Origin of the sequence: Acinetobacter sp. yr461 (genome assembly GCF_900110445.1) — a bacterium.
Lineage (GTDB): Bacteria > Pseudomonadota > Gammaproteobacteria > Pseudomonadales > Moraxellaceae > Acinetobacter > Acinetobacter calcoaceticus.
In genome coordinates, this window is the sequence record NZ_FODU01000019.1 from 1 (window position 1) to 24,669 (window position 24,669).

A 24,669-nucleotide genomic window follows, 5' to 3' on the forward strand; every position below is an offset into this window, starting at 1 on the left:
TTGGTGCGCTCAGAGAGATTCGAACTCCCGACCCCTTAGTTCGTAGCCAAGTGCTCTATCCAGCTGAGCTATGAGCGCATTAAGTAATGGCGGTGAGAGAGGGATTCGAACCCTCGATACCAGTAATAGGTATGCTTCCTTAGCAGGGAAGTGATTTCAGCCACTCATCCACCTCACCGGAACGAGCCGCCATAATACAAACTAAAACCACATTGATCAAGTCATCATACTGAAATTTTCTTGTTTTTTAGTTCAATGAATTACTTTTTAAGCAATTTACTCATTATTTTCGTCTTTTTCGATCAAACGCTTGTTAAGATAGATATTATTTCTTCATCAAAATACTGTAGTGCATAACACATTATTGCAAACCTAAACGTGCAGTTCGGGTCTGCATGGCTTATGCTAAACTTATCTGCCAAGCGTGAAACCAAACGACATGACAAAAAACTGGGCTGACCCTGAAGCGAAAGCTGAAGCTGAACGTTATGACAATCCTATTCCAAGCCGTACTCTTATTTTAGATACATTGGAGCAGGTGCAAACACCACAATCTCATGCAGAGCTTGTCGATCATTTTAATATTCATGACCAAAAAAGTATCGAAGCGTTAAGTCATCGTTTAAGTGCTATGGTTCGTGATGGTCAAATCATGAAAGACGGTTTTAAATTTCAGTTGGTGGCAGATCAACCAACATATGAAGCAACTGTTTATATTAATAGTAAAGGTTTAGGTACAGCACATATTGATGGTCAAACTGACCTTTTACTTCCTGAACGTGAATTACGTTTAGTATTTAATGGTGACCGAGTTAGAGTACGCCAGACTTCGGTAGACCGTAAAGGTAAACCTTGGGGTTTTATTACAGAAGTTTTACAACATCGCGTCAAACAATTGATCGGTAAATTGTCAGTTCATGAGGGCGAATATTTTATTCAACCCAACAGTCCTAATCAGCACCAACCTATTCCTTTAGAAAAAGAACTCGTAAAACACGCTGAAGTAAATGTTGGCGATATGCTACGTGTTGCAATTGATAGCTATCCGACCCGCGAAGAGTTTTCAACGGCGCATATTATTCAATCTATGGCCGATAAAGCTGATACAGAAATTATCATTCCACAAACCATTCTTGAGTTTGGTTTGCCATATGAGTTTCCAGATCAGGTATTAAAAGAAGCAGAAAGTTTTAAAGAGCCATCTGCTCAAGACCGTGAAGGCCGCATTGATTTAAGAGATTTAGCATTAGTTACGATTGATGGTGAAGATGCACGCGATTTTGACGATGCTGTTTATGCAGAAAAACGTCCGGGTGGTGGTTACCGGGTGGTGGTGGCAATTGCTGACGTAAGTCATTATGTACGCTTAGACTCAGCCCTCAATGAAGAAGCTGAGGAACGAGGTACTTCTGTATACTTCCCACACTTTGTATTACCAATGCTACCAGAAGCATTGTCAAATGGGCTGTGCTCTCTGAATCCGCATGTAGACCGTTTATGTATGGTCTGTGACCTTAAACTCTCTCGTACAGGCCTTGTAACTGGCTTTGAGTTTTATCCATCGGTCATGCACTCAAAAGCACGTTTGACCTATACCCAAGTAGCACAATATTTTGAAGGCGCAACAGATGCGATTCCAAAAGATCGCGATGTTCATAAATCCTTAAATACGCTTTTCCAGCTTTATCAAATTTTGAAAAACTTACGTGCCGATCGTCATGCAATGGAATTTGAAACCATTGAAACGTACATGACTTTTGATGAGCTAGGCGGGATTAAAGAAATTTTGCCACGTACACGTAATGAAGCTCATAAGCTGATTGAAGAATGTATGTTACTTGCTAACGTAGCTGCAGCTGAATATGCGTTAGAAAATGATATTCCAATGTTGTATCGCGTACATGAAGCTCCTGAGTTTTCACGTATTCAGAAAGTAAAAGACTTTGTTAAATTACTTGGTCTACCCTTCCCTGACCAGCCAACTCAAGCAGATTATCAACGAGTCATCGAAGCAACCAAAGACCGTATTGATGCACCAAGCATTCACGCCGTGTTATTACGCTCAATGATGCAAGCTTATTATGGCGCAAAAAATGCGGGGCACTATGGTTTGGCTTATGAAGCATATACGCATTTCACTTCGCCAATCCGTCGTTACCCAGATTTATTGTTACACCGTGCGATTAAAGCTCATCTAAAACAAAAACCTTCTCCACTTTCTGGCGCTGCACTAGATGATGCTGGTGAACATTTTTCTAAAACTGAACGCCGTGCAGATGAAGCATCTCGTAGTGTAACGACTTGGTTGAAATGTCACTATATGCAACAGCATTTAGGCGAGGAATTCATTGGTATTGTAAGTGCCGTAACTGAGTTTGGTTTGTTCGTGACACTGAAAGACTTATATGTCGATGGCATGATTCATATTAGCCAACTCGGTGATGACTTCTTTATTTATGACCAAGCGAGTCAAAATCTTGTAGGCCAAAATAGAGGTCAAGTTTTTGGTTTAGGCGATGAAGTTAAAATTCAGGTTGCTGGCGTAAATCTTGAAGAACGTAAAATTGACTTCCAGCTTCTTCAACAAGTCACACATGCAGGACGAGTAGTTCGTAGCCGAGCTCCACGCACAACCAAAACATCTTCACAGGCAACTGAAGAAGTTTTCAGCAAACCAACAAGTAGTGATGGCGAAAAGCCTGTTCACAAAAAGAAAGAGAAAGCCAAGCCTAGTTCTTATACTAAAAAGCCTGGTAAAAAAACTTCTGCAAAAGCAGAAAGTAAACCAGAAAAAGTAAAGAAAAAGTCTAAGCCTAAAAAGAAAAAGGCCAATGCAAAATCAAAGGCTGAATAATTAAACAATAGATGTTGCCAATTTAGAAATAAGCTCCGATTTGGAGCTTATTTCTTTTTAAAAAGCTTATTTTGCAAATTAAACTTGATTTCCTACCTGACAGGACCTACATCTAATACTATGTTTAAAAAATAATGTGGCTAACAGCAATGACTTTTCAACAAGCGACCTTACCAACTCCGCGTTTTGATCAAATTGAATTAGAAAATTTAAAAGAAGACATCCAACAAGCGATTCAAGCAGGTCAAGAATTTTTAAATACGCTTACAGTTGTACCTAGCGATACCGCTCAACAACTTGCCGTACTTGAACAAGTCGATACACTTGAAAACAACCTCAGTGAATCATGGGGTGTTTTATCACATTTAAATGCTGTGATGAACAATGCTGAAACCAGAGAAGTCTATCAATCGTTATTACCAGCGTTGAGTGAATACTATACTCAGCTTGGTCAACACACGGCGCTTTATCAAACGTATCAACATATCCATGATGGTCAGGGCTATACGTCTCTTAGTCCAGCCCAACAAAGTGCTATTCGCCTTGCCTTACGTGATTTTAAACTTTCAGGTGTGGCTTTAGAGGGTGAAGAGAAAAAACGTTATGCAGAGATTTCTGCACGTTTGTCACAAATTTCTTCTGATTTTTCTAATCATGTACTTGATGCAACACAAGCTTATTTTAAACCCCTTACAGAAGCTGAGCTAAAAGGTCTTCCAGAAAGTAATGTTGAGTTGTTGAAACAGTACGGTAAACAACGTGAACTCGACCAAGCTGTTGCAACTCTGGACTTCCCCGCTTACTTTGCCATTATGACCTATGCAGATGACCGTTCATTACGTGAAGAGCTTTATAGAGCGTATGTGACTCGTGCTTCTGATCAGTCTGAGCAAGCTGAATTTGATAACAGCAAAATTATGGAAGAAATTTTGAGTCTTCGTCAAGAAATGGCGAAGCTACTCGGTTTTAATAATTATGCGGAATATTCTCTTGCAAGCAAGATGGCGCCAGATGTAAAAACAGTACATGAGTTTTTGGTTGATCTAGCCGAACATGCACGTGCCCCTGCTCTCCAAGAAGTTGCTGAACTTCGAGATATTGCCAAACAAGATGGGGTAGATGAACTTCAACCTTGGGATACCACTTATTATTCTGAAAAGCTAAAACAACAACAGTTCAACTTATCTCAAGAAGCATTAAAACCTTACTTCCCTGCACCTAAAGTCATTCAAGGATTATTCCAGATCGTGCAGCGCTTATATGGTATTAGCATCATTGAGCGACAAGCACCTGTCTGGCACCCAGATGCACGTTATTTTGAGTTAGAAGACCAAGGCCAAGTTATTGGTGGATTCTTCTTTGACATCTATGCACGTACGGGTAAACGTGGTGGTGCATGGATGAATGGTTTCCGCTCACGCATGCAGACTCTTCACGGTCTACAAAAACCAATTTGCTACATGGTATGTAACTTTACACCTCCAGTAGGTGATCAGCCTGCTTTACTGACTCATGATGAAGTCATCACCTTATTCCATGAGTTTGGACATGGTTTACATCACATGCTGACCGAAGTAGATAACATTTCGGTTGCAGGTACTCATGGTGTCGCTTGGGATGCGGTAGAACTACCAAGTCAGTTCATGGAATTCTGGTCTTGGGATAAAGAAAGTCTAGATGTATTAAGTGAGCACATTGAGAGTAAACAAACCTTACCACAAGAATTATTAGATGCTTTATTAAATGCCCGCTTCTTCCAATCTGGCATGCAGACTTTACGTCAACTTGAATTTGCCTTGTTTGATTTAACAATTCACACCAAAACACCAGCACTGAACAGTGAGCAAATTCAGCAGACTTTAAATGAAATACGTAGCCAATATGCTGTCGTTCCTACGGTCGGATACAACCGTTTCCAACATAGTTTTAGTCATATTTTTGCAGGCGGTTATGCAGCAGGTTATTACTCTTACAAATGGGCAGAAGTGTTAGCTAGCGATGCATTTGACCGTTTTGAACATGAAGGTATTTTCAATACTCAAACGGGTAAAGAATTCCGTCAGGCGATTTTAGCTGTAGGCGGAAAAGACACTGCGCTTGAAGCATTTGTTAATTTCCGTGGTCGTGAACCTAAAATTGATGCATTGTTACGTCATCAAGGTTGGACGAATGACAGCAAAACCGCTTAAACTATGGGCCTAAATTGATCGTGTGGTTAGGGTGATAAAGATGAAAAAACGTTTCATTGCTGGGGCTAAATGTCCAAAATGTGAAGCAACAGATCGGATTGTCATGCTAACCACCGCTGAAGACGAATGGATTGAATGTATCGAATGCGGTTATAGCGAAAATCGTCCGACTCATATTGATGAGCCTGAAGCACCTGCTGTACCTGATGAAGTTGGAGTAATACAGTTCAAGCCTCGTCGTCCTGACTAAAGGTCTTAGAGATGCCACTACAAAGAAAACAAAACTCAAAACTATTGTGGATTTTAATTGGGGGCTTAAGCATTCTCGTAGTGCTTTTTTTCGCTGCACAATGGTTTTTCAAAAAAACCGAGTCATCCACACCAATGGTTGATCCTCATCCTGTTTCGACACCTGCGCCTGTTAAAGCCACTGATCCATCATCAGCTTCTGAACCGAAAGCAGAGGCTGCGAGTTCACAACAACTGGTGAATGAAGATGTGCTTAAACAGCCTGTACCTGCTCAAGAATCTTTAGCTAAAGAAGAAGTGTCTAAACTCGATGACATCCACCGTCAGTTGCAAGATCAAGAAAGTTCATTAAAAGCTCAGCATGCAGATGCAGATCAATTAACGAAACTCAAAGAAGAACAAGTTAAATTGCTTGAAGCTCAACTCAAGCATCAATAGTTTTTCAATGGGAACTTAAAAAGCTAAAGTTATTCATCTTTAGCTTTTTTATTTTAATTAAAATAATTTTAGTCATCTTTTTTCCAAAAGTATCTGTAATACAAAAAAGCCCTCCATTTAGGAGGGCTTTTTTGTATTACAGATACTTTAATTTAAGTTATTTATACCAATCGAATAACTTGAACACATACGGTACATAAGTAACCAATACCAATGATGAGAACAAGACAATAATTGGTAGTAACCAGCGCTCATAACGGAAGTAGAAACTTGTATATTTCTCTTTCGCTTCAGCATCCGCCGCATTAACTTCATCATCTCCGACGGACAACCGCGTGAGTAGATGGTTCAAGGCAACTGGTGGAGTTACATAACCAAATTCGAATGCAACCAACACAATCATCCAGAAGTGAATTGGATGAATACCATTTTCGTATGCCACAGGTGCAATGGTTGCAGCAACTAAAATTACAGCACCAAATGGATCGGTACACATACCAATAATCGCAAGTAGCAGTGCAATACATGCCAGTGATATATAGATACTGCCTAAATGAGTTGGCAATAATTCAACCACTTCAGAGCGTTCAATTAAACCACCTACACTTGCAGACAATGCCATCAAGATAATTAGTGCACCAATATGACCTACAGTTTCTGAGGTCGCAAAACGAAGTGCTCCACCAAAACCAAGACGGTATTGAGAACTATGTGGATCATGTGACTGCAAGAATGGAGATTTTTGCTCATGTTCACGAACAATTGCTTCATGAATATTGATTGCAGGAGCTTCTTTTGTAGACACCAATTTGTCATACAAGATCATTGCGATCAGGACTAATGGCAAAATTACTGGCGCAGTAAATTCATTCATTCCTGTATCTAGCGCATATTTATAGATCGCAAGAACAACAGCAGTGATCAGAATGTATGGAATAACGGGTACAAAGGCACGTAACATACCCGGAATCGCTACTTTTGGTGAATTCACGCGGAATTTTTCTTCAGCCAATAGTAATGAAACACCCAAGAAAATAAATGCGGTTAGCCAAAATACATAAACACCATGGCCAAACAACTCATCGGACGTTACATGACGGCTATCAAGCATGGCAATTAAAACGACCAGTAAACATGGACGTACAACTACCCCTAAAGAACCTGACATTGCAGACACAGCCAAAGCATATTGACGGCGAGCACCTGCATTCCAAACTTCTTTATAAATAATCGCACCTGCCGCAATAACGAAAATACCTGATGCACCTGTATAAGCCGTTGGTACCGCAGCTGCAATTAGGATTAACCATGTTAGGGTTTCTGGTGCCAAATTCCATGGACGAAGCACATTAAGGAATAAATCCATAACACGTGTTTGAGTTAGGAGCATACCTGCCCAAATAAACAAGGCAAGGTTTAAGAAAATACCTGAGAACTCAACCAATAAACCAAGGTAAATCCCTTGCCCCATTGGATAATCCATGAAGAATGTAAATACGATACCTGTAATCAAACCCATGTAAGCATATAAAGGTACACTTAGAAGGGCTAAGCCAATATTACCGCCTTCACGTTTTGGTGGAGGTGAAACAAATAGTTGATAAAGACTAATTAAAGTCAGAACAACAAATAGAATCATCCATATCCAGTAAATAGTTACTGTTTCATAGGTTGGTGTTACCCCAGAATTAATAACTGAACGATACTGGCTAATTACAGAGAAACTGAGTAGTGCATTAGCAACCACCATAAAGATGGAATAGACTTTGTAATCTATTTTTGTTGCCGGATTACGTAAGCCAATATGGTGAAATTTTAACGATGCTGTAATCGCAGAAATCAAAACCATAAAAATCAGTAAAATTGCGCGATTTTCTGTACCAAATTTAAAAATACCAAAGAAACCTGTCTCGATGGTACGGTAAGTACGCACCCCTGGGTTAGCTTCGATATATTTAATTGTCTTGTCATATGCCTGATATTTCTCGTCACATTGTTGCTGTGCAGCGAGTAGCGATGCACGGACATCACTTTCCGATGCTGCACCAAAGAAACTCGAGAAATCGTCAGATGCATTGGCTTTCATTTGTTCTTTTACTTGAGCATCGATATTTGGATGTCGATCACAAGTCGGCTTTTCAGGTTCAGCACGCAAAAATGAATATTGCATGCCTATAGCAGGGTCACCATAAAGACGCTCCCCGATACGTAATAATTGTCCGTGGATCATTTCCCCGGTACCAATGATTAAAGTCATTAATAGCAGAGTGAGGATGACGAATGTTGAGATCCATTCGTTCCAGATATAACCCAACAGACCTAATCCAGATCTTTTTTCTTGATATTCTTGCATAAATATTCCAATTTTGTTCTCTCAAGTCCTTAAAAAATAAAGACTTGAGTCATGCAATTTTCTTGGTCAGGGGTTAAATCCATACCCCTTCTACCAATCCCTTTATTCAACGATCAAATTTGCATCAAACTTTATTAATAAAGAATGACTAAAATCACTTTTTTAACAGTTCGTATTGTCAATATTTCTTTTTTACTCTCTGTACCAGCCAATAGCACCCACCAAAGATTGCGCCACCAATCGCGCCATATAAGTGAGCTTCAGTTAAAACTGGGCTTCCTATTAACTGGGCCGTTCCTGTTTGCCCAAAGGTATTTTCCCATATCAGTTTTGCAATAATTAATCCTAAAACCAGAAAAGCAAAATTCCGTTCTTTACGATATTGCAAGTAAACTAAAGCAACTGCTGTATAGAGCCCATGTAATACACCAGATAGCCCTGCATACGCTTCGATATAAGGTAAATAGAAATAGAACACCAAACTAATGAACGGTGGCAAAAGCAGAAGCAGACTTAAAAGATGCCACGCTTTGGTATGCGGGAAGATAAACGGTAAACAGGCGAATGCCATCATATTTAAAAGGAAATGAATCCACCCAACGTGTACCCAATGTGCTGTCCACAAACGCCAGAATTCGCCAAGTAGGCTTTCACGCCAATAAATAAATGTATCAGGAAACACCTGTAGACAGGCAGACACAGAAATGCACACTGCGACCAAAAGCACTTTATTATTCAGTACATGATCCTTCATGGCACACTCCTTGAAATTAAACTTCTTGCTACCATTGTAAAACTTAACAACAGTCTCGCAAGAAGTTAACCTTTCAAATATTTTTACTGCGCTGCTGGTGGAGCAGATGAGTCTGCAGGAGCTTCAGATGCGGCCCCTCCATCAAACAATTCATCTAACTCTGCTGCACCTTCATTCTTATCATCCCAGAAATGTGACATACCATCATCTCCAGTACGTACACCGGTATGCTCTGTCCAGTAACGGTCAGAAATACCACGTACAATCAGACCAGCCATACTATCGATTAACTTAAAGTTCGGATTGACAGGCTTATCATCAGCTTGAGATGCGGCATATGATCTTAATGCATCACGGATTTTTACATCATCACCACTTGCTTGGGCAGCTACCGCATACAAAGCATGGGACAGGCGAACACCTTTTTGTTCACCAATTTGAACTGACTGTTTTAAAGTTTGATATGGGTCAGGTTTCCCTTCATCAGCCCCAGGCAGTAAGGTCCAAATAACAGCACGTGTTGCATTAGGTGCGCCCCAGAATTTTTCATTATCTAGACAAACCATACCGCGCTCTACAATAGCAGCAATATCTTTTGGAACATTGACTGCACCACCAGAGTTAATATCATTGGTTACAGCCTGAAGGCCACTAATCATTCCTAGTAAATATACAGTTTGATCAGTATCACTACGCATCGTTGGACAAGAATCACCTAAATGATATTTATATTTAGATTCCCAACGGTCAGCGAACAATTTATAGCCCGTATATTGACGCTCAGCAGCAATTGCTGCCCAACGTTTCTGAGCAATACGAGCATCTTGAGCTTCGGTTACTTGACCTGCTTTTGATGCACGTAAATAACGTAATTCCTGTTCTAACGCTTGGTTTTCCGCACATACACCTGATGCGGCATACATTAATACAGCAACACGAGTTGGATCTGCACCCATACCTTTGGTAGACATAATTGCAGGTGTTAATGCACTACCCGTATTACAAACCATTTCAGCATCTTGCATTGCTAAAATAGGTGGAACGACGTGCTTTTCCGTAAAACCTAAAGCAACATTTGCTCCGGTTTTCACGACGTATGAACAACCTGATAAAACTGAAGCTGCAAGCAAACTTACCGCCAAACCTTGGCTTATTTTTTGGACTTTAGACATCTTCCTGTCCTCTATGTAATTTGTTTTTTCCTTTTCAGATGTACATTAGCAGATGCATATCTTGAATAAAAGAGTAATTACTCTAATTGTAGCGCTTATACTTTGACATACTTCACAGTAGATAAAATTGACAGTTTTTTCAGAAAACAGAAATTTTAGGCAAAAAAAAGTAGCATTGCGACGGTTCAGCACATGCTACTTATTAACTGAGATAAGCTTTTAACGGCTTATATTATTTTTGTTCTAGATAATCCTTAAGTAAAGTTCCTGCTCTTCCTACTACCACAGCCATAAGCACTGCAATTAACAGAAACATCCACATTGAAATCTCCATGAGAGACCTCCTTTACTACAATCGCACCCAGTTATAAACTGGACACTTGATGAAATTAATCGACTAACCAATTTAATAATTGACTGATCGACGACGTTGCATCCTCTGTCTCTTAACTTTGCTAAAATTAACTTTGTTAAGATATTCCCTGAGTAAAGTTCCTGCTCTTCCGATCACCACTGCCAAAATGATGGCAATGACCAAGAACGACCATGTTGGCATCTCCATTTTGAGACCTCCGACACACTTTACGTTGGTGTTTGTACTTTAACCGATCAACTAGATACCCATAGGTGAAATTGTCAGACAATTGTATTTCCTTAGCTTTTTTCTAATTTTTAATTAGACAATCCTAAACTCAAGCAAAAAAATAAAGATTAAATTATTGTTTTTTATAATTTTTAAATAAATATACAAATGTAGAATTGTCTAACAATTAATGAAGTTTCTGTAAGACTTTTAGCTTTTTCCAATGCTGCAAAGGAAGTTGATCAAACCAAATTATGGCTACCTTTATAGGTGCCCCTTCAAGATAAATAATCATAAACAACTGATAATCAATTATTTTAGAAATTTCGACACGAGAGATTATCTTTTGTGAGGAGTATGCAATTGACCACGATTTTTGGTCTAAATATGCAATTTGAGAAATTCGTGATTGTCTTAAAAAAAATAGAAAACTAATAGATAAAAGGATGAAAGCAATCAACCACCAAATGGGTGATAACAATTGATAAAGTAGGATGGCTAAACTCAAGCCAATAAAAAGCTGAAATATTATCGAGAAATGACTATATTTCAGCTCAAAATTTAATTCTTTTATCAAAACAGTTTAGCCATGAACGTACTGTTTTAATTTATAAATAAATTCACGTAACTCTGTACGTGGAGGTTCAGAAACTTCCATGAACCAATCGAGTAAATCAGGATCTTCTTGTTCAACTAACTCTGCAAATAAGGCCTTCTCTGCCGAATCCGCTTTTAGATAATAGTTTTTTACATAAGGGTCAAAATAGACGTCAATTTCTTTTAAGCCGCGGCGTGCTCGATAAATTACTTTACGTTCTTCCAAGGTCATTTCGTCAGACATTTATTTCCCCATCTGCGTTGATAGTGCGCTTAGTTTACCTGATCACATTCCAAAGATCGCTAAAAATATCAAATTGACCAAATTTATCATCTTGTACTCATAATTGAGCATTCATCACATTGTTACATAAGCAAGGCTTCCGTATGTTTAAGTTCATAACATCACACCTGAACCAAGGAAGAAATACAAATGCAATCTGGTGCTATCCGTCCCATTCCAAATATGTTACCGAGACAATTATTTAACGAAGAACATGAGGCCTTCCGCGAAACAGTTCGTAAATTTTATGAAAAAGAAGTTGTTCCCAATATTGAAAAATATGAAAAACAGCAACATGTTGATCGCGATCTTTGGAATAAGGCTGGAGAATTAGGCCTCTTGTGTACCACAATGCCAGAACAATACGGTGGATCCGGAGTAGACCGCTTGTACAGTATGATCTTAATCGAAGAACAAGCTTATGCTATGGACTCTAGCACGGGCTTCTCTTTGCATTCAGATATTGTTGCCAATTATGTGAACAATTTTGGTAATGAAGAACAAAAACAAAAATGGTTACCTAAAATGGCCACTGGAGAAGTGGTCACAGCTATTGCCATGACTGAACCAGGCACTGGTTCTGATTTACAAGCAGTAAGAACCACAGCCGTTCTTGATGGTGATGATTATGTAATTAATGGTTCCAAGATTTTCATCACTAATGGTTATTTATGTGACATGGTCGTAGTGGTTTGTAAAACTGGCAATAACGACAAAGGTTCAGCAAACTTATCACTCATTATTGTTGAAGCAGACCGAGCTGGTTTTAGCAAAGGTAAGCCTCTGAATAAAATTGGAATGAAAGGTCAAGATACATGCGAATTGTTTTTCGATAACGTTCGCGTTCCTAAAGAAAATCTTTTAGGTATGGAAGGCATGGGCTTTATTATGCTCATGAAAGAGTTAGCTTGGGAACGAATGCTAGTTGCTATTATTTGTCAGGCAGGAGCTGAAGCGGCATTTGCACATACGGTTCAATACACAAAAGACCGTAAAGCATTTGGTAAACATATTGGTGCTTTTCAAAATACGCGTTTTAAACTTGCTGAACTGAGAACAGAAATAGATTTCTGCCGTACTTATTTAGATCGTTGTATGGAATTACAACTTGAAGAAAAATTGAGTGTGGAAGCTGCTGCAGCTGCTAAATATAAAATTTCAGACATGTTCTCAAAAATTGTAGATGAGTGTCTTCAATTGCATGGTGGTTATGGCTATATGCTTGAATATCCAATTGCACGTGCATACATTGATCATCGAGCAAATCGAATTTATGCAGGTACCAATGAAATCATGAAAGAGTTAATTTCAAGAACACTTTAATACCTACATAAGAAAGGGGCATTATGCCCCTTTTCTTTATCTAATATCTATTAAGATACTAATTTTGGCTTACGCTCATTAGCTTCTGAACGTTTATGAAAATGTAGAACACCATCTTCAAATTTTGAATTTTTCAGCGACTTTCTATCTTCTAAATAGTTATTAGTGACTTGCCATGGAGCATGCTTACCCTGTTTTGGAAGTTCATGTGCCGCACGGCTAATATAACCTGAAGACAATTTACCCATTACAGTATCTTCTTCCATTTCAGTTTTATCACCTGATGGAATCACTTCATCATAGTGATTTTTATCCATATAATTTAACAAGCGACAAATATATTCCGCAGCGATATCAACTTTAAGGGTCCACGATGCATTTACATAACCAATAATCATAGCCATGTTTGGTACATCACTTAACATCACACCGTTATAAAGCATATGCTCAGATGAATTAACTGCTTTCCCATCAATAGTCGCCTGAACACCACCCATAATCTGAACTTGTAAGCCTGTTGCAGAAACAACAATATCAGCATCAAGGTGTTTACCAGATTTAAGTAGAATACCTTTTTCGGTAAATTTCTCAATCTGATCAGTTTCTACGCTTGCTTTACCTTCACGCAAAATTTTAAACAAATCGCCATCAGGTACCACACACAAACGTTGATCCCAAGGGTTATATGAAGGTGTAAAATGCTTCATATCTACCTTACCCTTCAACTGCACTTCAATTGCTTTTAAGAGTAAACGACGTACAGTCTTTGGATGTTTCTGCGATAATGCATAAATAGCGCGCTGCATACCAATATTACGTGCGCGGGTAAATTTATAAGCTGTTTCTTCAGACATAAATTTACGCGTTTTTTCATAAACGAAATCGATAGACGGTACACTAGCAATATACGTTGGTGAACGCTGCAACATCGTTACATGACCAGCGCCACCTTTAGCCATTGCCGGAACTAAAGTAATTGCAGTTGCGCCACTACCAATAATAACGACTTTTTTGCCTGTGTAATCTAAATTCTCAGGCCAATGCTGTGGGTGAATAAGCTGCCCTTTAAAAGCTTCTTGATTTGGGAAAGAAGGAGCATATCCCTGATCATAATTATAATAACCGGTACAACCTACAACAAAATTAGCAATCCAAGTCTGTTGTTTTTTCTTACCATCTTCAATTACAACCTGCCATTTCTTTGATTCAGAATCATAATTAGCAGAAAGCACACGATGACCAAAGTGAATTTTTTCTTTTAATTTATATTCATCAATGACTTCGCCTAAATACCCTTTAATAGAAGCACCATCAGCTAATACATTCGCTTTACACCATGGTTTAAAATTAAAACCAAATGTGGACATATCTGAGTCTGAGCGAATGCCTGGATAACGGAAAAGATCCCATGTTCCACCAAAAGATTCACGACGCTCTAAAATTTCAAATTGGCGTTGTGGCGAATTTTTTGATAAATGGGCAGCAATTCCAATTCCTGAGATACCTGCGCCAATGATTAAAATATCAACTTGCTTTTCCATTTTATTTTTATACCCATTGTTGAGAATATAAGTTTATTAAAGCACAATTTTGACAATACACAATGTCAAGTTTGACCGTTTATCCGTTTTTTTATGTCACTTGAGGACATTTTTATAATTTTATTAATTAACAAAAATAAAAAAGACCGGTATAGAACCGGTCTTTTTTGAATAAAATCAATTATTCAGCTGAAGTGTTCACTTCACGATCTACAAGCTCAACGTAAGCCATCGGCGCTGCATCACCAGCACGGAAGCCCGCTTTAAGAACACGTAGATAACCGCCGTTACGTTCTTTGTAACGAGGGCCGAGTACGGTAAATAATTTACCTACAGTTGCAGCATTACGAGTACGAGCAAATGCTAAACGACGATTTGCTACAGTATCGTTTTTTGCTAGAGTGATTAAAGGCTCAGCAACACGACGTAATTCTTTAGCTTTAGGCACAGTTGTTTTGATCAACTCGTGTTCAAATAAAGAATTAGCCAAGTTTTGGAACATCGCTTTACGATGGCTGCTTGTACGGCCTAATTTCACACCACTATTACGATGACGCATGGTGATAGTCCTACTTAATTAACGGCTACGATAGGCAAAACGGTCGTCCATACGAAGACTAGCTGGTGGCCAGTTTTCAAGACGCATACCGAGTTGTAAGCCTTTCGATGCCAAAACATCTTTGATCTCTGTTAACGATTTTTTACCAAGGTTAGGAGTTTTTAACAACTCAACTTCAGTACGTTGAACAAGATCACCAATGTAGTAAATATTTTCTGCTTTCAAACAGTTAGCAGAACGAACAGTAAGCTCTAGATCATCTACTGGGCGAAGCAAGATTGGGTCAACTTCTTCACGAGGCTCTTGAGCAACTGGAGTTTGGTCTTTCTGAAGATCAACAAAAATTGCAATTTGTTGTTGCAAGATTGTTGCCGCTTTGCGGATTGCTTCTTCAGGATCAACCGTTCCATTTGTCTCGAGGTCGATTACCAGTTTATCTAAATCGGTACGTTGTTCTACACGCGCATTTTCAACGGTGTAAGAAACACGCTTAATCGGGCTATAAGAAGCATCTAATTGCAAACGACCAACAGGACGTGTTTCACCTTCAGGGAAACGAGAATCAGATGTTTCATAACCACGACCTTGAGCAACCTTCAAGCGCATTTTTAATGAGCCTGAAGCACTCAAAGTACCTATTAAATGTTCTGGATTAACCACTTCAACATTATGAGGTAAACGAAGGTCAGCAGCAGTAATTTCGCCAGGACCTTGTTTCTCTAATGTTAAATATGCTTCATTTTGATCGAACAGCTTAATAGACAATCCTTTTAGGTTCAGCAAGAGCTCGACGATGTCCTGCTGCAAGCCTTCTAAAGTACTGTACTCGTGCTCGACACCTTCTATCTCAACTTCAACCACAGCAGCGCCAGGTAAAGAAGACAATAGAATGCGACGTAAAGCATTACCTAGAGTGTGGCCAAAACCACGCTCTAAAGGTTCTAGAATCACTTTTGCCGAGGTCCCGCTAACCGCTTCGACCTTGATCGCTTGCGGAGTTAGAAACTCGTTTGCAGTACGCGTCATTATTGCTACCTCAAGGATTATTTAGAATACAATTCTACAATCAAGCTTTCATTGATTTCAGCAGGTAAATCAGCACGATCTGGTGCAGCTTTAAACGTACCTTCAAGCTTAGAATGATCAACATCCATCCAAGCTGGAATACCACGTTGTGCAGCTAACTCAATCGCGTTTTTAATACGCAATTGTTGTTTAGCACCTTCGTGAACCGCAATTACATCACCAGCTTTAACTTGAATAGATGCGATGTTTACACGACGACCATTCAAAGTAATGCTACGGTGACTTACTAACTGACGAGCTTCTGCACGTGTAGAACCAAAACCCATGCGATAAACAACGTTATCAAGACGGCTTTCAAGCAATTTCAACAAGTTCTCACCTGTTGCGCCTTTAACACGAGCTGCTTCTTTATAGTAGTTACTAAATTGACGTTCTAACACACCGTAAATACGACGGACTTTTTGTTTTTCACGTAATTGTAGTGAATACTCAGATTGCTTACCACCGCGTGCCTGACCATGTTGACCAGGTGCTTTGTTAGCTTTTTTAGTTTTGACGTCAAAAGGTTTAACGCCAGATTTAAGTTGCAGGTCTGTCCCTTCGCGGCGAGAGAGTTTGCATTTTGGACCAATATAACGAGCCATGAATGTTTCTCCTTACACGCGACGTTTTTTAGGTGGACGGCAACCGTTGTGAGGAATTGGCGTCACATCGGTAATGCTGTTAATTTTATAACCCACTGCGCCTAATGCACGAACCGCAGACTCACGACCTGGACCAGGACCTTTTACAAGGACATCCAGATTTTTCAAACCGTAATCTAAAGCTGCTTTACCAGCAACTTCAGCAGCTACCTGAGCAGCAAACGGAGTTGATTTACGTGAACCACGGAAGCCTTGTCCACCAGAGGTGGCCCAAGCCAATGCATTACCTTGACGATCAGTAATCGTAACAATGGTGTTATTAAAAGACGCGTGAATGTGTGCAACACCTTCAGAGACGGTACGGGTGACCTTCTTGCGTGTGCGAGTATCTTTAGCCATCTTTTAGCTTCCAGAAATCTTACTTTTTAATCGGTTTGCGCGGACCTTTACGGGTACGTGCGTTAGTTTTGGTGCGTTGACCACGGACAGGCAAGCTGCGACGATGGCGAAGGCCGCGGTAGCAACCCAAATCCATTAAACGTTTAATGTTCATGGAAATTTCGCGACGTAAGTCACCTTCGGTAGGAACCTTAGCAACTTCTGCACGAATCGCATCAAGCTGAGCATCGTCCAACTCACGGATCTTAGTAGTTTCAGTAATACCAACTGCAGTTAAGATATTCTTAGCAGTATGGCGACCGACACCAAAGATGTAAGTGAGGGAGATAACAGCATGCTTGTTATCCGGAATGTTTACACCGGCAATACGAGCCATTCACTTTCTCCAAAAAGGCAGTAGAGATAATCAACCGCCCCACAAAATCTTGAGGGGCGGATATTAACCCAATTCGCCTACTGAAATCAACAGGTCTTGATTAGATTAACCTTGACGCTGCTTATGACGAGGTTCTGCGCTACAAATTACGCGAATAACCCCATTACGACGGATAACTTTACAGCTACCACAAATTTTCTTTACAGAAGCTTGTACTTTCATGATGAAACCTCTAAGTGCGCTTATCCCTTAGGATGAGCAGTCGTTTTTCTCATTAATGTTTGATTATCATATTGATGAGATGTTAAGTGCGCTTGTAGCTGAGCCATAAAGTCCATAACAACGACAACTACGATTAGTAATGATGTACCACCCAAAGAGAATGGGATCCCAAAAGAACTTTGTAGAATCATTGGCATTAAACAAATGACCGTAATATAAATCGCACCAATAAACGTCAAACGATTAAGAATATGATCTAAGTAACGAGCAGTTTGCTCACCTGGGCGAATACCAGGCACATAAGCTCCGCTGCGTTTTAGATTTTCTGATACTTCCTTAGGGCTAAATACTAAAGCCGTATAAAAGTAACAGAAAAAGATAATTAACGCACCAAAGAGCACCAAATACAAAGGCTGTCCAGGCGACAATACTAAAGCTAAATCTTGTAAGCTACGCTTAATTAATCCAGCATTTGCATCTGCACTTCCCACCCATTGACCAAGACTCGCTGGGAACAATAGTAAAGAACTTGCAAAAATCGCAGGAATCACACCAGCCATATTAATTTTCAATGGCAAATGTGTCTGCTGTGCCGTAAATATACGACGACCTTGCTGCTTTTGTGCATAGTTTACTGGAATACGACGTTGTGCTTTTTCAATAAACACAATCGCAGCCAACACGCCTAAAGACAAAAGACCAAAGATCACAAGACCAATTAAACTTGTCTGACCATTATCTACTGATGAAACTGATTGCATAATTAATTTAGGCAAACCAGAAACAATACCAGCAAAAATAATCATTGAGATACCGTTACCAATACCTCTTTCAGTGATTTGTTCACCTAGCCACATTAAGAACATAGTTCCAGCGACAAGTGATGTAACTGCTGGTATATAAAACTCAAGACCAACTGACAGAGTAATACCCTGACCAATCAAACCTGCGCACATACCAACTGCCTGAACCACTGCAAGCAATAATGTACCCTGACGCGTATATTGATTAATTTTACGCTTACCTTGCTCACCTTCCTTTTTCAAGGATTCTAGTGAAGGAATTACCGTAGACATTAACTGCACAATAATTGATGCAGAAATGTAAGGCATAATTCCTAAAGCAAGAATAGACATTCGCTCTAAAGCACCGCCAGAAAACATATTGAATAGCCCAAGAATAGTTCCTTGGTTCGCATGAAATAAATTTTCTAACGCAGCATTATTAATGCCTGGTACTGGAATATGCGCTCCTAGTCGAAAGACCAGCAATGCACCGATTAGAAAACTCATCCGGCGAATAATTTCACGATATTTCACATGAAATGGCTGACCTTTCATCATGTTGACATGACCTGAAGAACTAGGAGACATAGACACTCGAGATTACTCCTCGACTTTGCCGCCAGCTGCTTCAATTGCAGCTTTAGCGCCTTTAGTCAATGCAACACCTTGAACAGTGAATGCACGAGTGATTTCACCAGAAAGTACGATACGAGCACGAATTTGGTCACGACGAACAACATTCGCAGCTTTCAAAGTTTCTAGGCTAACGATGTCGCCTTCAACTTTGCTTAACTCAGATAAACGTACTTCAGCAGTTTTTAAAGCGATTTGGCTAGTGAAACCGAATTTAGGTAAACGACGATAAATCGCTGTTTGACCGCCTTCAAAGCCTGGACGAACGCCACCACTTTTACGTGATTTTTGACCTTTGACACCACGGCCACCGGTCTTACCAACGCCAGAACCGATACCACGGCCTAAACGACGGTTTTCACGTTTTGCACCTTCTGCAGGCGCAAGCTCATTTAAACGCAGAGTCATGGCTTATTCCTCTACACTAACCATATAGTAGACTTTGTTGACCATACCACGGTTAGAAGGCGTATCTTGCACTTCTACAGTATGACCAATACGACGCAGACCTAAACCTTGTAAGCAAAGCTTGTGATTTTTCAAGCGATGTGAAGAAGATTTAGTCTGGGTAACTTTAATCGTTTTCATGATTGATTACCCTTGAATTTCTGCTACTGATTTACCACGTTTCGCAGCGACTTTCTCAGGAGAAGTCATATCACGCAAACCTTTGAAAGTTGCGTTTACTACGTTAGCAGCATTAGTAGAACCATAACATTTAGCAAGTACGTTATGCACGCCTGCAGCTTCTAGAACGGCACGCATTGCGCCACCAGCGATTACGCCAGTACCTTCAGAAGCAGGTTGCATATATACACGGCTTGCACCATGACGAGCATTCACAGGGTGTTGTAAAGTAGTACCTGCAAGGTCTACAGTAATCATGTTGCGACGTGCAGCTTCAAGTGCTTTAGAAATAGCAGCTGGAACTTCACGTGCTTTACCACGACCAAAACCAACACGACCATTACCATCACCCACAACAGTTAATGCTGTGAAAGAGAAGATACGACCGCCCTTAACAACTTTGGCTACACGATCAACGGCAACCAGCTTTTCAACAAGACCTTCGTTTTGTTCAACTTTAGCCATGATTAGAACTCCAAGCCGTTTTCACGAGCAGCATCAGCCAAGGCTTTGATACGACCATGATATTTAAAACCAGAACGGTCAAATGCAACTTTAGTTACACCAGCTGCTTTCGCGCGCTCTGCGATTAAAGCACCTACTTTAGTAGCCGCATCTACATTACCTGTAGTACCGCTACGTAAAGATGCATCCAAAGTTGAAGCTTGTGCTAAAACTTTGCCACCATCTGCTGAAATAACTTGAGCATAGATGTGACGCGGAGTGCGGTTTACACACAAACGAGTCGCACCCAATGCACGGATGTGCAAGCGTGTGCTTTTCGCACGACGCAAACGGGTTTGTTTCTTTTCGTTCATAAGAACCTCGCGCCTTATTTCTTCTTAGCTTCTTTACGAAGAATGACTTCATCCGAATAACGAACACCTTTACCTTTATATGGTTCAGGAGAACGATACGCACGGATTTCTGCCGCTACTTGACCTAACAACTGCTTGTTTGCTGATTTCAAAATGATTTCAGTTGCAGTTGGAGTTTCCGCTGTTACACTTTCAGGTAAAGCGTAGTCAATTGGGTGTGAAAAACCAAGGTTAAGGTTTACAACAGTACCCTTAACCGCAGCTTTATAACCAACACCAACTAGCTGCAACTTACGTTCGAAGCCTTCACTAACCCCTTTTACAAGGTTATTCAATACAGCGCGAGCAGTACCAGCTTGCATCCAAGCATCTTTCGATTCTTTAACTGGAGCAAGTTGAAGTTTACCTTCTTCCTGTTTTAGCTCGACCAGCGCATGCAGGTTGAAAGACAACGTACCTTTGCTGCCTTTCACTTCGACCTGCCGGCCGTTCTGAGTAACTGTTACACCATTTGGTACAGTTACTGGGGCTTTAGCCACACGAGACATGAGGAATCACCTATTAAGAAACAAAAGCAATAACTTCACCACCAACGCCCGCAGCACGTGCAGCGCGATCAGTCATGATGCCTTTGCTTGTAGAAACAATTGCAATACCTAAACCTTGCTTAACGCTTGGAAGTTTATCTTTACCGCGGTATTGGCGAAGACCTGGACGGCTTACGCGCTTAACCACTTCGATAACTGGTTTGCCTTCGAAATATTTTAAAGTAATTGTCAAAGTAGATTTTGTCTCTTCTTGAGCAACTTCTACATTTGAAACATAACCTTCTTGTTGAAGAACGTTTGCAATTGCAACTTTCAACTTAGAAGAAGGCATAGAAACAGTTTGTTTCTTAGCCATTTGTGCGTTACGAACACGTGTTAGCATGTCGGCAACGGTATCTTGCATACTCATTTAGTCGCTCCTTACCAGCTTGCCTTAACAACGCCTGGTACATCACCCTGCATTACTGTGTCACGTAATTTGTTACGGCTTAAACCGAACTTACGGAAGTAACCATGAGGACGACCAGTTAAACCACAACGGTTACGAAGACGTACCGGAGATGCATTACGTGGCAATGCCTGTAACTTTAACGTCGCTTCGAAACGCTCTTCTTCAGTTGCGTTTACGTTTGCAATAGTAGCTTTTAATTCAGCACGTTTTGCAGCGTATTTAGCAACTGTTTTTTCGCGTTTCAATTCGCGATTAATCATACCTTTCTTAGCCATATCGACCTCTTATTTGAACGGGAAGCCGAATGCACGCATAAGCGCACGGCCTTCGTCATCGGTGCGAGCAGTCGTAGTAATAGTAATATCCATACCACGAATACGATCAATCTTATCGAAATCGATTTCAGGGAAAACGATTTGCTCTTTCAAACCCATTGAATAGTTACCACGACCATCAAATGATTTCGAAGAGAAACCACGGAAGTCACGGATACGAGGGATTGCGATTGAGATCAAACGATCCAAGAATTCGTACATTTGGTCGCCACGTAAAGTAACTTTACAACCAATCGGCCACCCATCACGGATTTTAAAACCTGCGATAGATTTACGAGCAAGTGTAATTACTGGTTTTTGACCAGCAATTAGTTGCATGTCGACTACAGCACCATCTAATAATTTCTTATCAGTTGCAGCTGCGCCTACACCCATGTTTAGGGTGATTTTTGTGATGCGTGGAATTTCCATCACGTTCTTAACGCTAAGTTCTTCTTTTAACTTGGCTTTAAGTTCATCATTGTAACGTGCTTTAAGTCTGGCCATCGCCTTTTCAACCTATTACTTCGCTACCGCCACTGATTCACCATTTGATTTATAAACGCGAGTTTTCACGCCATCAATCACTTGGTAACCAACACGGTCAGCCTTCTGGGTTGTAGCATTTAAAATTGCCACGTTTGAAATATGAAGCGAAGCTTCTTGAGTAACAATACCGCCTTCAGCGCCAGTTACACGATTCGGCTTTTGATGCTTCTTCACTAAGTTAAGGCCTTCAACCTTAACGCGGTCTTCAGAAACAGACAATACAGTACCCTGTTTGCCTTTTTCTTTACCTGCGATCACAATAACTTGATCGCCTTTTTTAATCTTAGCCATGATTGCCTCTTATAGAACTTCAGGAGCCAATGAAATGATTTTCATGAACTGTTCAGTACGAAGTTCACGAGTCACTGGTCCGAAGATACGAGTAGCAATCGGAGCTTTGTTGTTGTTCAGGATAACTGCAGCATTATCATCAAAACGGATCACAGAACCATCTGGACGACGAATGCCGAATTTAGTACGAACTACAACCGCATTCATCACGTCACCTTTTTTAACACGTGCGCGTGGGATTGCTTCTTTTACAGTAACTTTAATAATGTCGCCAACAGAAGCATAACGACGATGTGAACCACCAAGTACTTTAATACATTGTACGCGGCGAGCACCACTGTTGTCTGCTACGTCGAGCATAGTTTCGGTTTGAATCATTGCCCTACTCCAAAACCGAGCATCACCGGTCACAATTTCGAAAGGCTCAAAGAGTACTCGAAATTGACCGATGATGCAACAAGAACGTCGAATTACTCAGCAGCTGCTTCAACTACTTCCACTAAAGTCCAAGCTTTAGTTTTAGAAATTGGGCGGCTTTCTTTAATGGTCACAACATCACCAATTTTAGCGACGTTATTCTCATCATGAGCGTGTAACTTAGTTGAACGGCGAATTGACTTGCCATACAACGGGTGTTGAACGCGGCGTTCAATAAGAACAACAATAGATTTATCCATTTTGTCACTTACGACTTTGCCGGTTAACGTGCGGACTGTTTTTTCACTCATTGTCCGTTCCCCTGTTTTTCGGTAAGGAGTGTCTTAATACGAGCAATTGTCTTACGAGCAACTTGCACTTCGTGCGATTTACCCAACTGACCAGTTGCTTTCGCCATACGAAGACGGAATTGGTTAAGCTGTTGCTCATCAAGCAAAGCTTTCAACTCTTCTACCGATTTTTCACGTAAATCTTTAGTTTTCATTACATTACCGTCCGAGTCACGATAGTGGTTTTAAACGGAAGTTTAGCAGCAGCTAAAGCAAATGCTTCACGCGCTAATTCTTCGTTCACACCTTCAATTTCGTACAGGATCTTGCCTGGTTGGATCTGGCAAACCCAGTATTCCACGCTACCCTTACCTTTACCCATACGCACTTCAAGAGGCTTTTGAGTAATTGGCTTATCCGGGAATACGCGAATAAAGATCTTACCACCACGCTTAATACGGCGGCTAATAGTACGACGTGCAGCTTCAATCTGACGCGCAGTCATACGACCACGTTCAGTTGCTTTAATTGCAATCGAACCAAATGATACTGTACTACCACGATGCGCTAGACCAGTATTACGGCCTTTGTGCACCTTACGGAATTTGGTACGTTTAGGTTGCAACATGGATTATTCTCCCTTGTCAGCAGCACGGTCACCGCGACGACCACGACGCTCTTGACCTTCACCACGACCACGACCACGTTTAGCTGGACGATCTTCAGCAGGAGCAGGGTTCATGACTTGTTTCATGCCACCTAAAATCTCGCCACGGAAAATCCAAACTTTAACACCAATCGTACCGTAAGTTGTTTCTGCACGCACAGTTGCATAGTCAATGTCTGCACGCAATGTATGCAAAGGTACACGACCTTCACGATACCATTCAGTACGAGCAATCTCTGCACCACCTAAACGGCCAGACACTTCAACTTTGATACCTTTAGCACCAGCACGCATAGTGTTTTGAACCGCACGCTTCATAGCACGACGGAACATTACACGCTTTTCTAATTGAGAAGCAATTGCTTCAGCAACTAAACGCGCATCTAAGTCTGGGCGATCAATTTCGTTGATACTTACTTGCGCAGGAACACCCATAATGCTAGTAAGTTCGCGCTGTAATTTCTCAATATCTTCGCCTTTTTTACCGATTACGATACCAGGACGAGCTGTGCTAATTGTTACTTTAGCAGCGCCTGATGGACGTTCGATAAGAATGTTGCTGATCATCGCATTCTTAAGTTTTTTATTTAAAAACTCACGAACTTGAAGATCTTTAAGCAAGTATTCAGCGTATTGTTTCGGACTCGCATACCAGTTAGCGTTATGACGTTTCACAACACCTAGGCGGATACCGATTGGATGAACCTTCTGACCCAT

Annotated in this window: 31 protein-coding genes, 2 tRNA genes and 1 pseudogene; 5 read left to right on the forward strand and 29 right to left on the reverse strand. The window is 40.5% G+C overall.

The features are described 5' to 3' along the window. Window position 1: 1 nt before the first annotated feature. Together BMW38_RS17115 and BMW38_RS17120 are read right to left on the reverse strand one after the other, a co-directional pair. Window positions 2-78, reverse strand: a tRNA-Arg gene (locus BMW38_RS17115). A gap of 9 nt (window positions 79-87) precedes the next feature. Continuing rightward, a tRNA-Ser gene (locus BMW38_RS17120) sits at window positions 88-178 on the reverse strand. Window positions 179-439: 261 nt separating this feature from the next. Here BMW38_RS17120 and rnr point away from each other — a divergent pair. From rnr to BMW38_RS17140, 4 genes are all read left to right on the forward strand, one after another. Continuing rightward, the gene (gene rnr, locus BMW38_RS17125; protein WP_213031193.1) at window positions 440-2,854 is read left to right on the forward strand and encodes a ribonuclease R; all 2,415 of its coding nucleotides are present in this window, start codon (window positions 440-442) and stop codon (window positions 2,852-2,854) included. Between the two features lie 134 nt (window positions 2,855-2,988). After that, entirely contained in the window at window positions 2,989-5,043 is a 2,055-nt protein-coding gene (locus tag BMW38_RS17130) for a M3 family metallopeptidase (protein ID WP_092710316.1), read from the forward strand. 40 nt (window positions 5,044-5,083) lie between these two features. Then, window positions 5,084-5,293, forward strand: coding sequence for a YheV family putative zinc ribbon protein (locus BMW38_RS17135; protein WP_004639498.1), 210 nt, complete (start codon window positions 5,084-5,086; stop codon window positions 5,291-5,293). 11 nt (window positions 5,294-5,304) lie between these two features. Next, window positions 5,305-5,730: a hypothetical protein gene (locus tag BMW38_RS17140; RefSeq protein WP_092710319.1), complete on the forward strand. Its 426-nt coding sequence runs from the start codon at window positions 5,305-5,307 to the stop codon at window positions 5,728-5,730. 157 nt (window positions 5,731-5,887) lie between these two features. Here the strand turns inward: BMW38_RS17140 and BMW38_RS17145 are convergent, their stop codons facing one another. From BMW38_RS17145 to BMW38_RS17165, 5 genes are all read right to left on the reverse strand, one after another. Continuing rightward, window positions 5,888-8,083: a TRAP transporter large permease subunit gene (locus BMW38_RS17145; RefSeq protein WP_092710323.1), complete on the reverse strand. Its 2,196-nt coding sequence runs from the start codon at window positions 8,081-8,083 to the stop codon at window positions 5,888-5,890. A gap of 178 nt (window positions 8,084-8,261) precedes the next feature. Beyond that, window positions 8,262-8,837, reverse strand: a complete 576-nt coding sequence (rrtA, locus tag BMW38_RS17150) for a rhombosortase (protein ID WP_092710327.1) — start codon at window positions 8,835-8,837, stop codon at window positions 8,262-8,264. A gap of 83 nt (window positions 8,838-8,920) precedes the next feature. Continuing rightward, complete coding sequence (locus BMW38_RS17155; protein WP_092710332.1) at window positions 8,921-10,009, reverse strand: hypothetical protein; 1,089 nt, start codon at window positions 10,007-10,009, stop codon at window positions 8,921-8,923. 770 nt (window positions 10,010-10,779) lie between these two features. Next, window positions 10,780-11,169, reverse strand: a complete 390-nt coding sequence (locus BMW38_RS19675; protein ID WP_092710336.1) for a hypothetical protein — start codon at window positions 11,167-11,169, stop codon at window positions 10,780-10,782. Between the two features lie 6 nt (window positions 11,170-11,175). Beyond that, window positions 11,176-11,433 carry an FAD assembly factor SdhE gene (locus BMW38_RS17165; RefSeq protein WP_017388310.1) on the reverse strand — a complete coding sequence of 86 codons (258 nt, stop codon included), beginning with the start codon at window positions 11,431-11,433 and terminating at the stop codon, window positions 11,176-11,178. Window positions 11,434-11,622: 189 nt separating this feature from the next. On the opposite strand from BMW38_RS17165, the gene BMW38_RS17170 reads away from it, so the two are divergent. Continuing rightward, window positions 11,623-12,795, forward strand: a complete 1,173-nt coding sequence (locus tag BMW38_RS17170) for an acyl-CoA dehydrogenase family protein (protein ID WP_017388309.1) — start codon at window positions 11,623-11,625, stop codon at window positions 12,793-12,795. A gap of 50 nt (window positions 12,796-12,845) precedes the next feature. Here the strand turns inward: BMW38_RS17170 and BMW38_RS17175 are convergent, their stop codons facing one another. The 22 genes and pseudogenes from BMW38_RS17175 to rpsC form a co-directional block, all read right to left on the reverse strand. Beyond that, window positions 12,846-14,336 carry a flavin-containing monooxygenase gene (locus BMW38_RS17175; protein ID WP_092710339.1) on the reverse strand — a complete coding sequence of 497 codons (1,491 nt, stop codon included), beginning with the start codon at window positions 14,334-14,336 and terminating at the stop codon, window positions 12,846-12,848. 181 nt (window positions 14,337-14,517) lie between these two features. Further along, entirely contained in the window at window positions 14,518-14,895 is a 378-nt protein-coding gene (rplQ, locus tag BMW38_RS17180; protein ID WP_002049717.1) for a 50S ribosomal protein L17, read from the reverse strand. 18 nt (window positions 14,896-14,913) lie between these two features. Continuing rightward, the gene (gene rpoA, locus BMW38_RS17185) at window positions 14,914-15,921 is read right to left on the reverse strand and encodes a DNA-directed RNA polymerase subunit alpha (protein ID WP_003653641.1); all 1,008 of its coding nucleotides are present in this window, start codon (window positions 15,919-15,921) and stop codon (window positions 14,914-14,916) included. 17 nt (window positions 15,922-15,938) lie between these two features. Next, window positions 15,939-16,565, reverse strand: coding sequence for a 30S ribosomal protein S4 (gene rpsD / locus BMW38_RS17190; RefSeq protein ID WP_003653643.1), 627 nt, complete (start codon window positions 16,563-16,565; stop codon window positions 15,939-15,941). Window positions 16,566-16,577: 12 nt separating this feature from the next. Further along, window positions 16,578-16,964 (reverse strand): 30S ribosomal protein S11, encoded by a 387-nt coding sequence (rpsK, locus tag BMW38_RS17195; protein ID WP_001040166.1) that lies wholly within the window; start codon window positions 16,962-16,964, stop codon window positions 16,578-16,580. 19 nt (window positions 16,965-16,983) lie between these two features. Then, window positions 16,984-17,340: a 30S ribosomal protein S13 gene (gene rpsM / locus BMW38_RS17200; protein ID WP_003653646.1), complete on the reverse strand. Its 357-nt coding sequence runs from the start codon at window positions 17,338-17,340 to the stop codon at window positions 16,984-16,986. Between the two features lie 105 nt (window positions 17,341-17,445). Then, window positions 17,446-17,562 (reverse strand): 50S ribosomal protein L36, encoded by a 117-nt coding sequence (gene rpmJ, locus BMW38_RS17205; protein WP_000867907.1) that lies wholly within the window; start codon window positions 17,560-17,562, stop codon window positions 17,446-17,448. A gap of 20 nt (window positions 17,563-17,582) precedes the next feature. Beyond that, on the reverse strand, window positions 17,583-18,902 hold the full coding sequence (gene secY, locus BMW38_RS17210; protein WP_170834093.1) for a preprotein translocase subunit SecY: 1,320 nt from the start codon (window positions 18,900-18,902) through the stop codon (window positions 17,583-17,585). A gap of 45 nt (window positions 18,903-18,947) precedes the next feature. Further along, the gene (gene rplO / locus BMW38_RS17215) at window positions 18,948-19,388 is read right to left on the reverse strand and encodes a 50S ribosomal protein L15 (RefSeq protein WP_003653650.1); all 441 of its coding nucleotides are present in this window, start codon (window positions 19,386-19,388) and stop codon (window positions 18,948-18,950) included. A gap of 3 nt (window positions 19,389-19,391) precedes the next feature. Further along, entirely contained in the window at window positions 19,392-19,568 is a 177-nt protein-coding gene (gene rpmD / locus BMW38_RS17220; protein WP_003653652.1) for a 50S ribosomal protein L30, read from the reverse strand. A gap of 6 nt (window positions 19,569-19,574) precedes the next feature. After that, on the reverse strand, window positions 19,575-20,072 hold the full coding sequence (gene rpsE / locus BMW38_RS17225; protein WP_003653653.1) for a 30S ribosomal protein S5: 498 nt from the start codon (window positions 20,070-20,072) through the stop codon (window positions 19,575-19,577). 2 nt (window positions 20,073-20,074) lie between these two features. Beyond that, window positions 20,075-20,425: a 50S ribosomal protein L18 gene (gene rplR / locus BMW38_RS17230; protein WP_003653654.1), complete on the reverse strand. Its 351-nt coding sequence runs from the start codon at window positions 20,423-20,425 to the stop codon at window positions 20,075-20,077. A gap of 14 nt (window positions 20,426-20,439) precedes the next feature. Beyond that, the gene (rplF, locus tag BMW38_RS17235) at window positions 20,440-20,973 is read right to left on the reverse strand and encodes a 50S ribosomal protein L6 (RefSeq protein ID WP_003653655.1); all 534 of its coding nucleotides are present in this window, start codon (window positions 20,971-20,973) and stop codon (window positions 20,440-20,442) included. Window positions 20,974-20,986: 13 nt separating this feature from the next. After that, entirely contained in the window at window positions 20,987-21,382 is a 396-nt protein-coding gene (gene rpsH / locus BMW38_RS17240) for a 30S ribosomal protein S8 (RefSeq protein ID WP_003653656.1), read from the reverse strand. 11 nt (window positions 21,383-21,393) lie between these two features. Further along, a complete protein-coding gene (rpsN, locus tag BMW38_RS17245) occupies window positions 21,394-21,699 on the reverse strand; it encodes a 30S ribosomal protein S14 (RefSeq protein ID WP_003653657.1) in 306 nt (101 codons plus the stop codon). Window positions 21,700-21,708: 9 nt separating this feature from the next. Continuing rightward, a complete protein-coding gene (gene rplE / locus BMW38_RS17250) occupies window positions 21,709-22,245 on the reverse strand; it encodes a 50S ribosomal protein L5 (protein WP_003653658.1) in 537 nt (178 codons plus the stop codon). 15 nt (window positions 22,246-22,260) lie between these two features. Next, on the reverse strand, window positions 22,261-22,578 hold the full coding sequence (rplX, locus tag BMW38_RS17255; protein WP_002116820.1) for a 50S ribosomal protein L24: 318 nt from the start codon (window positions 22,576-22,578) through the stop codon (window positions 22,261-22,263). 9 nt (window positions 22,579-22,587) lie between these two features. Continuing rightward, window positions 22,588-22,956, reverse strand: a complete 369-nt coding sequence (rplN, locus tag BMW38_RS17260) for a 50S ribosomal protein L14 (protein WP_001982634.1) — start codon at window positions 22,954-22,956, stop codon at window positions 22,588-22,590. 92 nt (window positions 22,957-23,048) lie between these two features. Beyond that, a complete protein-coding gene (rpsQ, locus tag BMW38_RS17265; protein ID WP_001291845.1) occupies window positions 23,049-23,306 on the reverse strand; it encodes a 30S ribosomal protein S17 in 258 nt (85 codons plus the stop codon). Continuing rightward, window positions 23,303-23,500, reverse strand: a complete 198-nt coding sequence (gene rpmC, locus BMW38_RS17270) for a 50S ribosomal protein L29 (protein WP_000849928.1) — start codon at window positions 23,498-23,500, stop codon at window positions 23,303-23,305. Before rpmC ends, rpsQ begins: the two co-directional genes overlap by 4 nt. After that, window positions 23,500-23,913, reverse strand: a complete 414-nt coding sequence (gene rplP, locus BMW38_RS17275) for a 50S ribosomal protein L16 (protein ID WP_002049688.1) — start codon at window positions 23,911-23,913, stop codon at window positions 23,500-23,502. The genes rpmC and rplP overlap by 1 nt, the downstream gene beginning before the upstream one ends. Continuing rightward, window positions 23,853-24,669: pseudogene (rpsC, locus tag BMW38_RS17280) on the reverse strand (30S ribosomal protein S3). Before rpsC ends, rplP begins: the two are co-directional and overlap by 61 nt.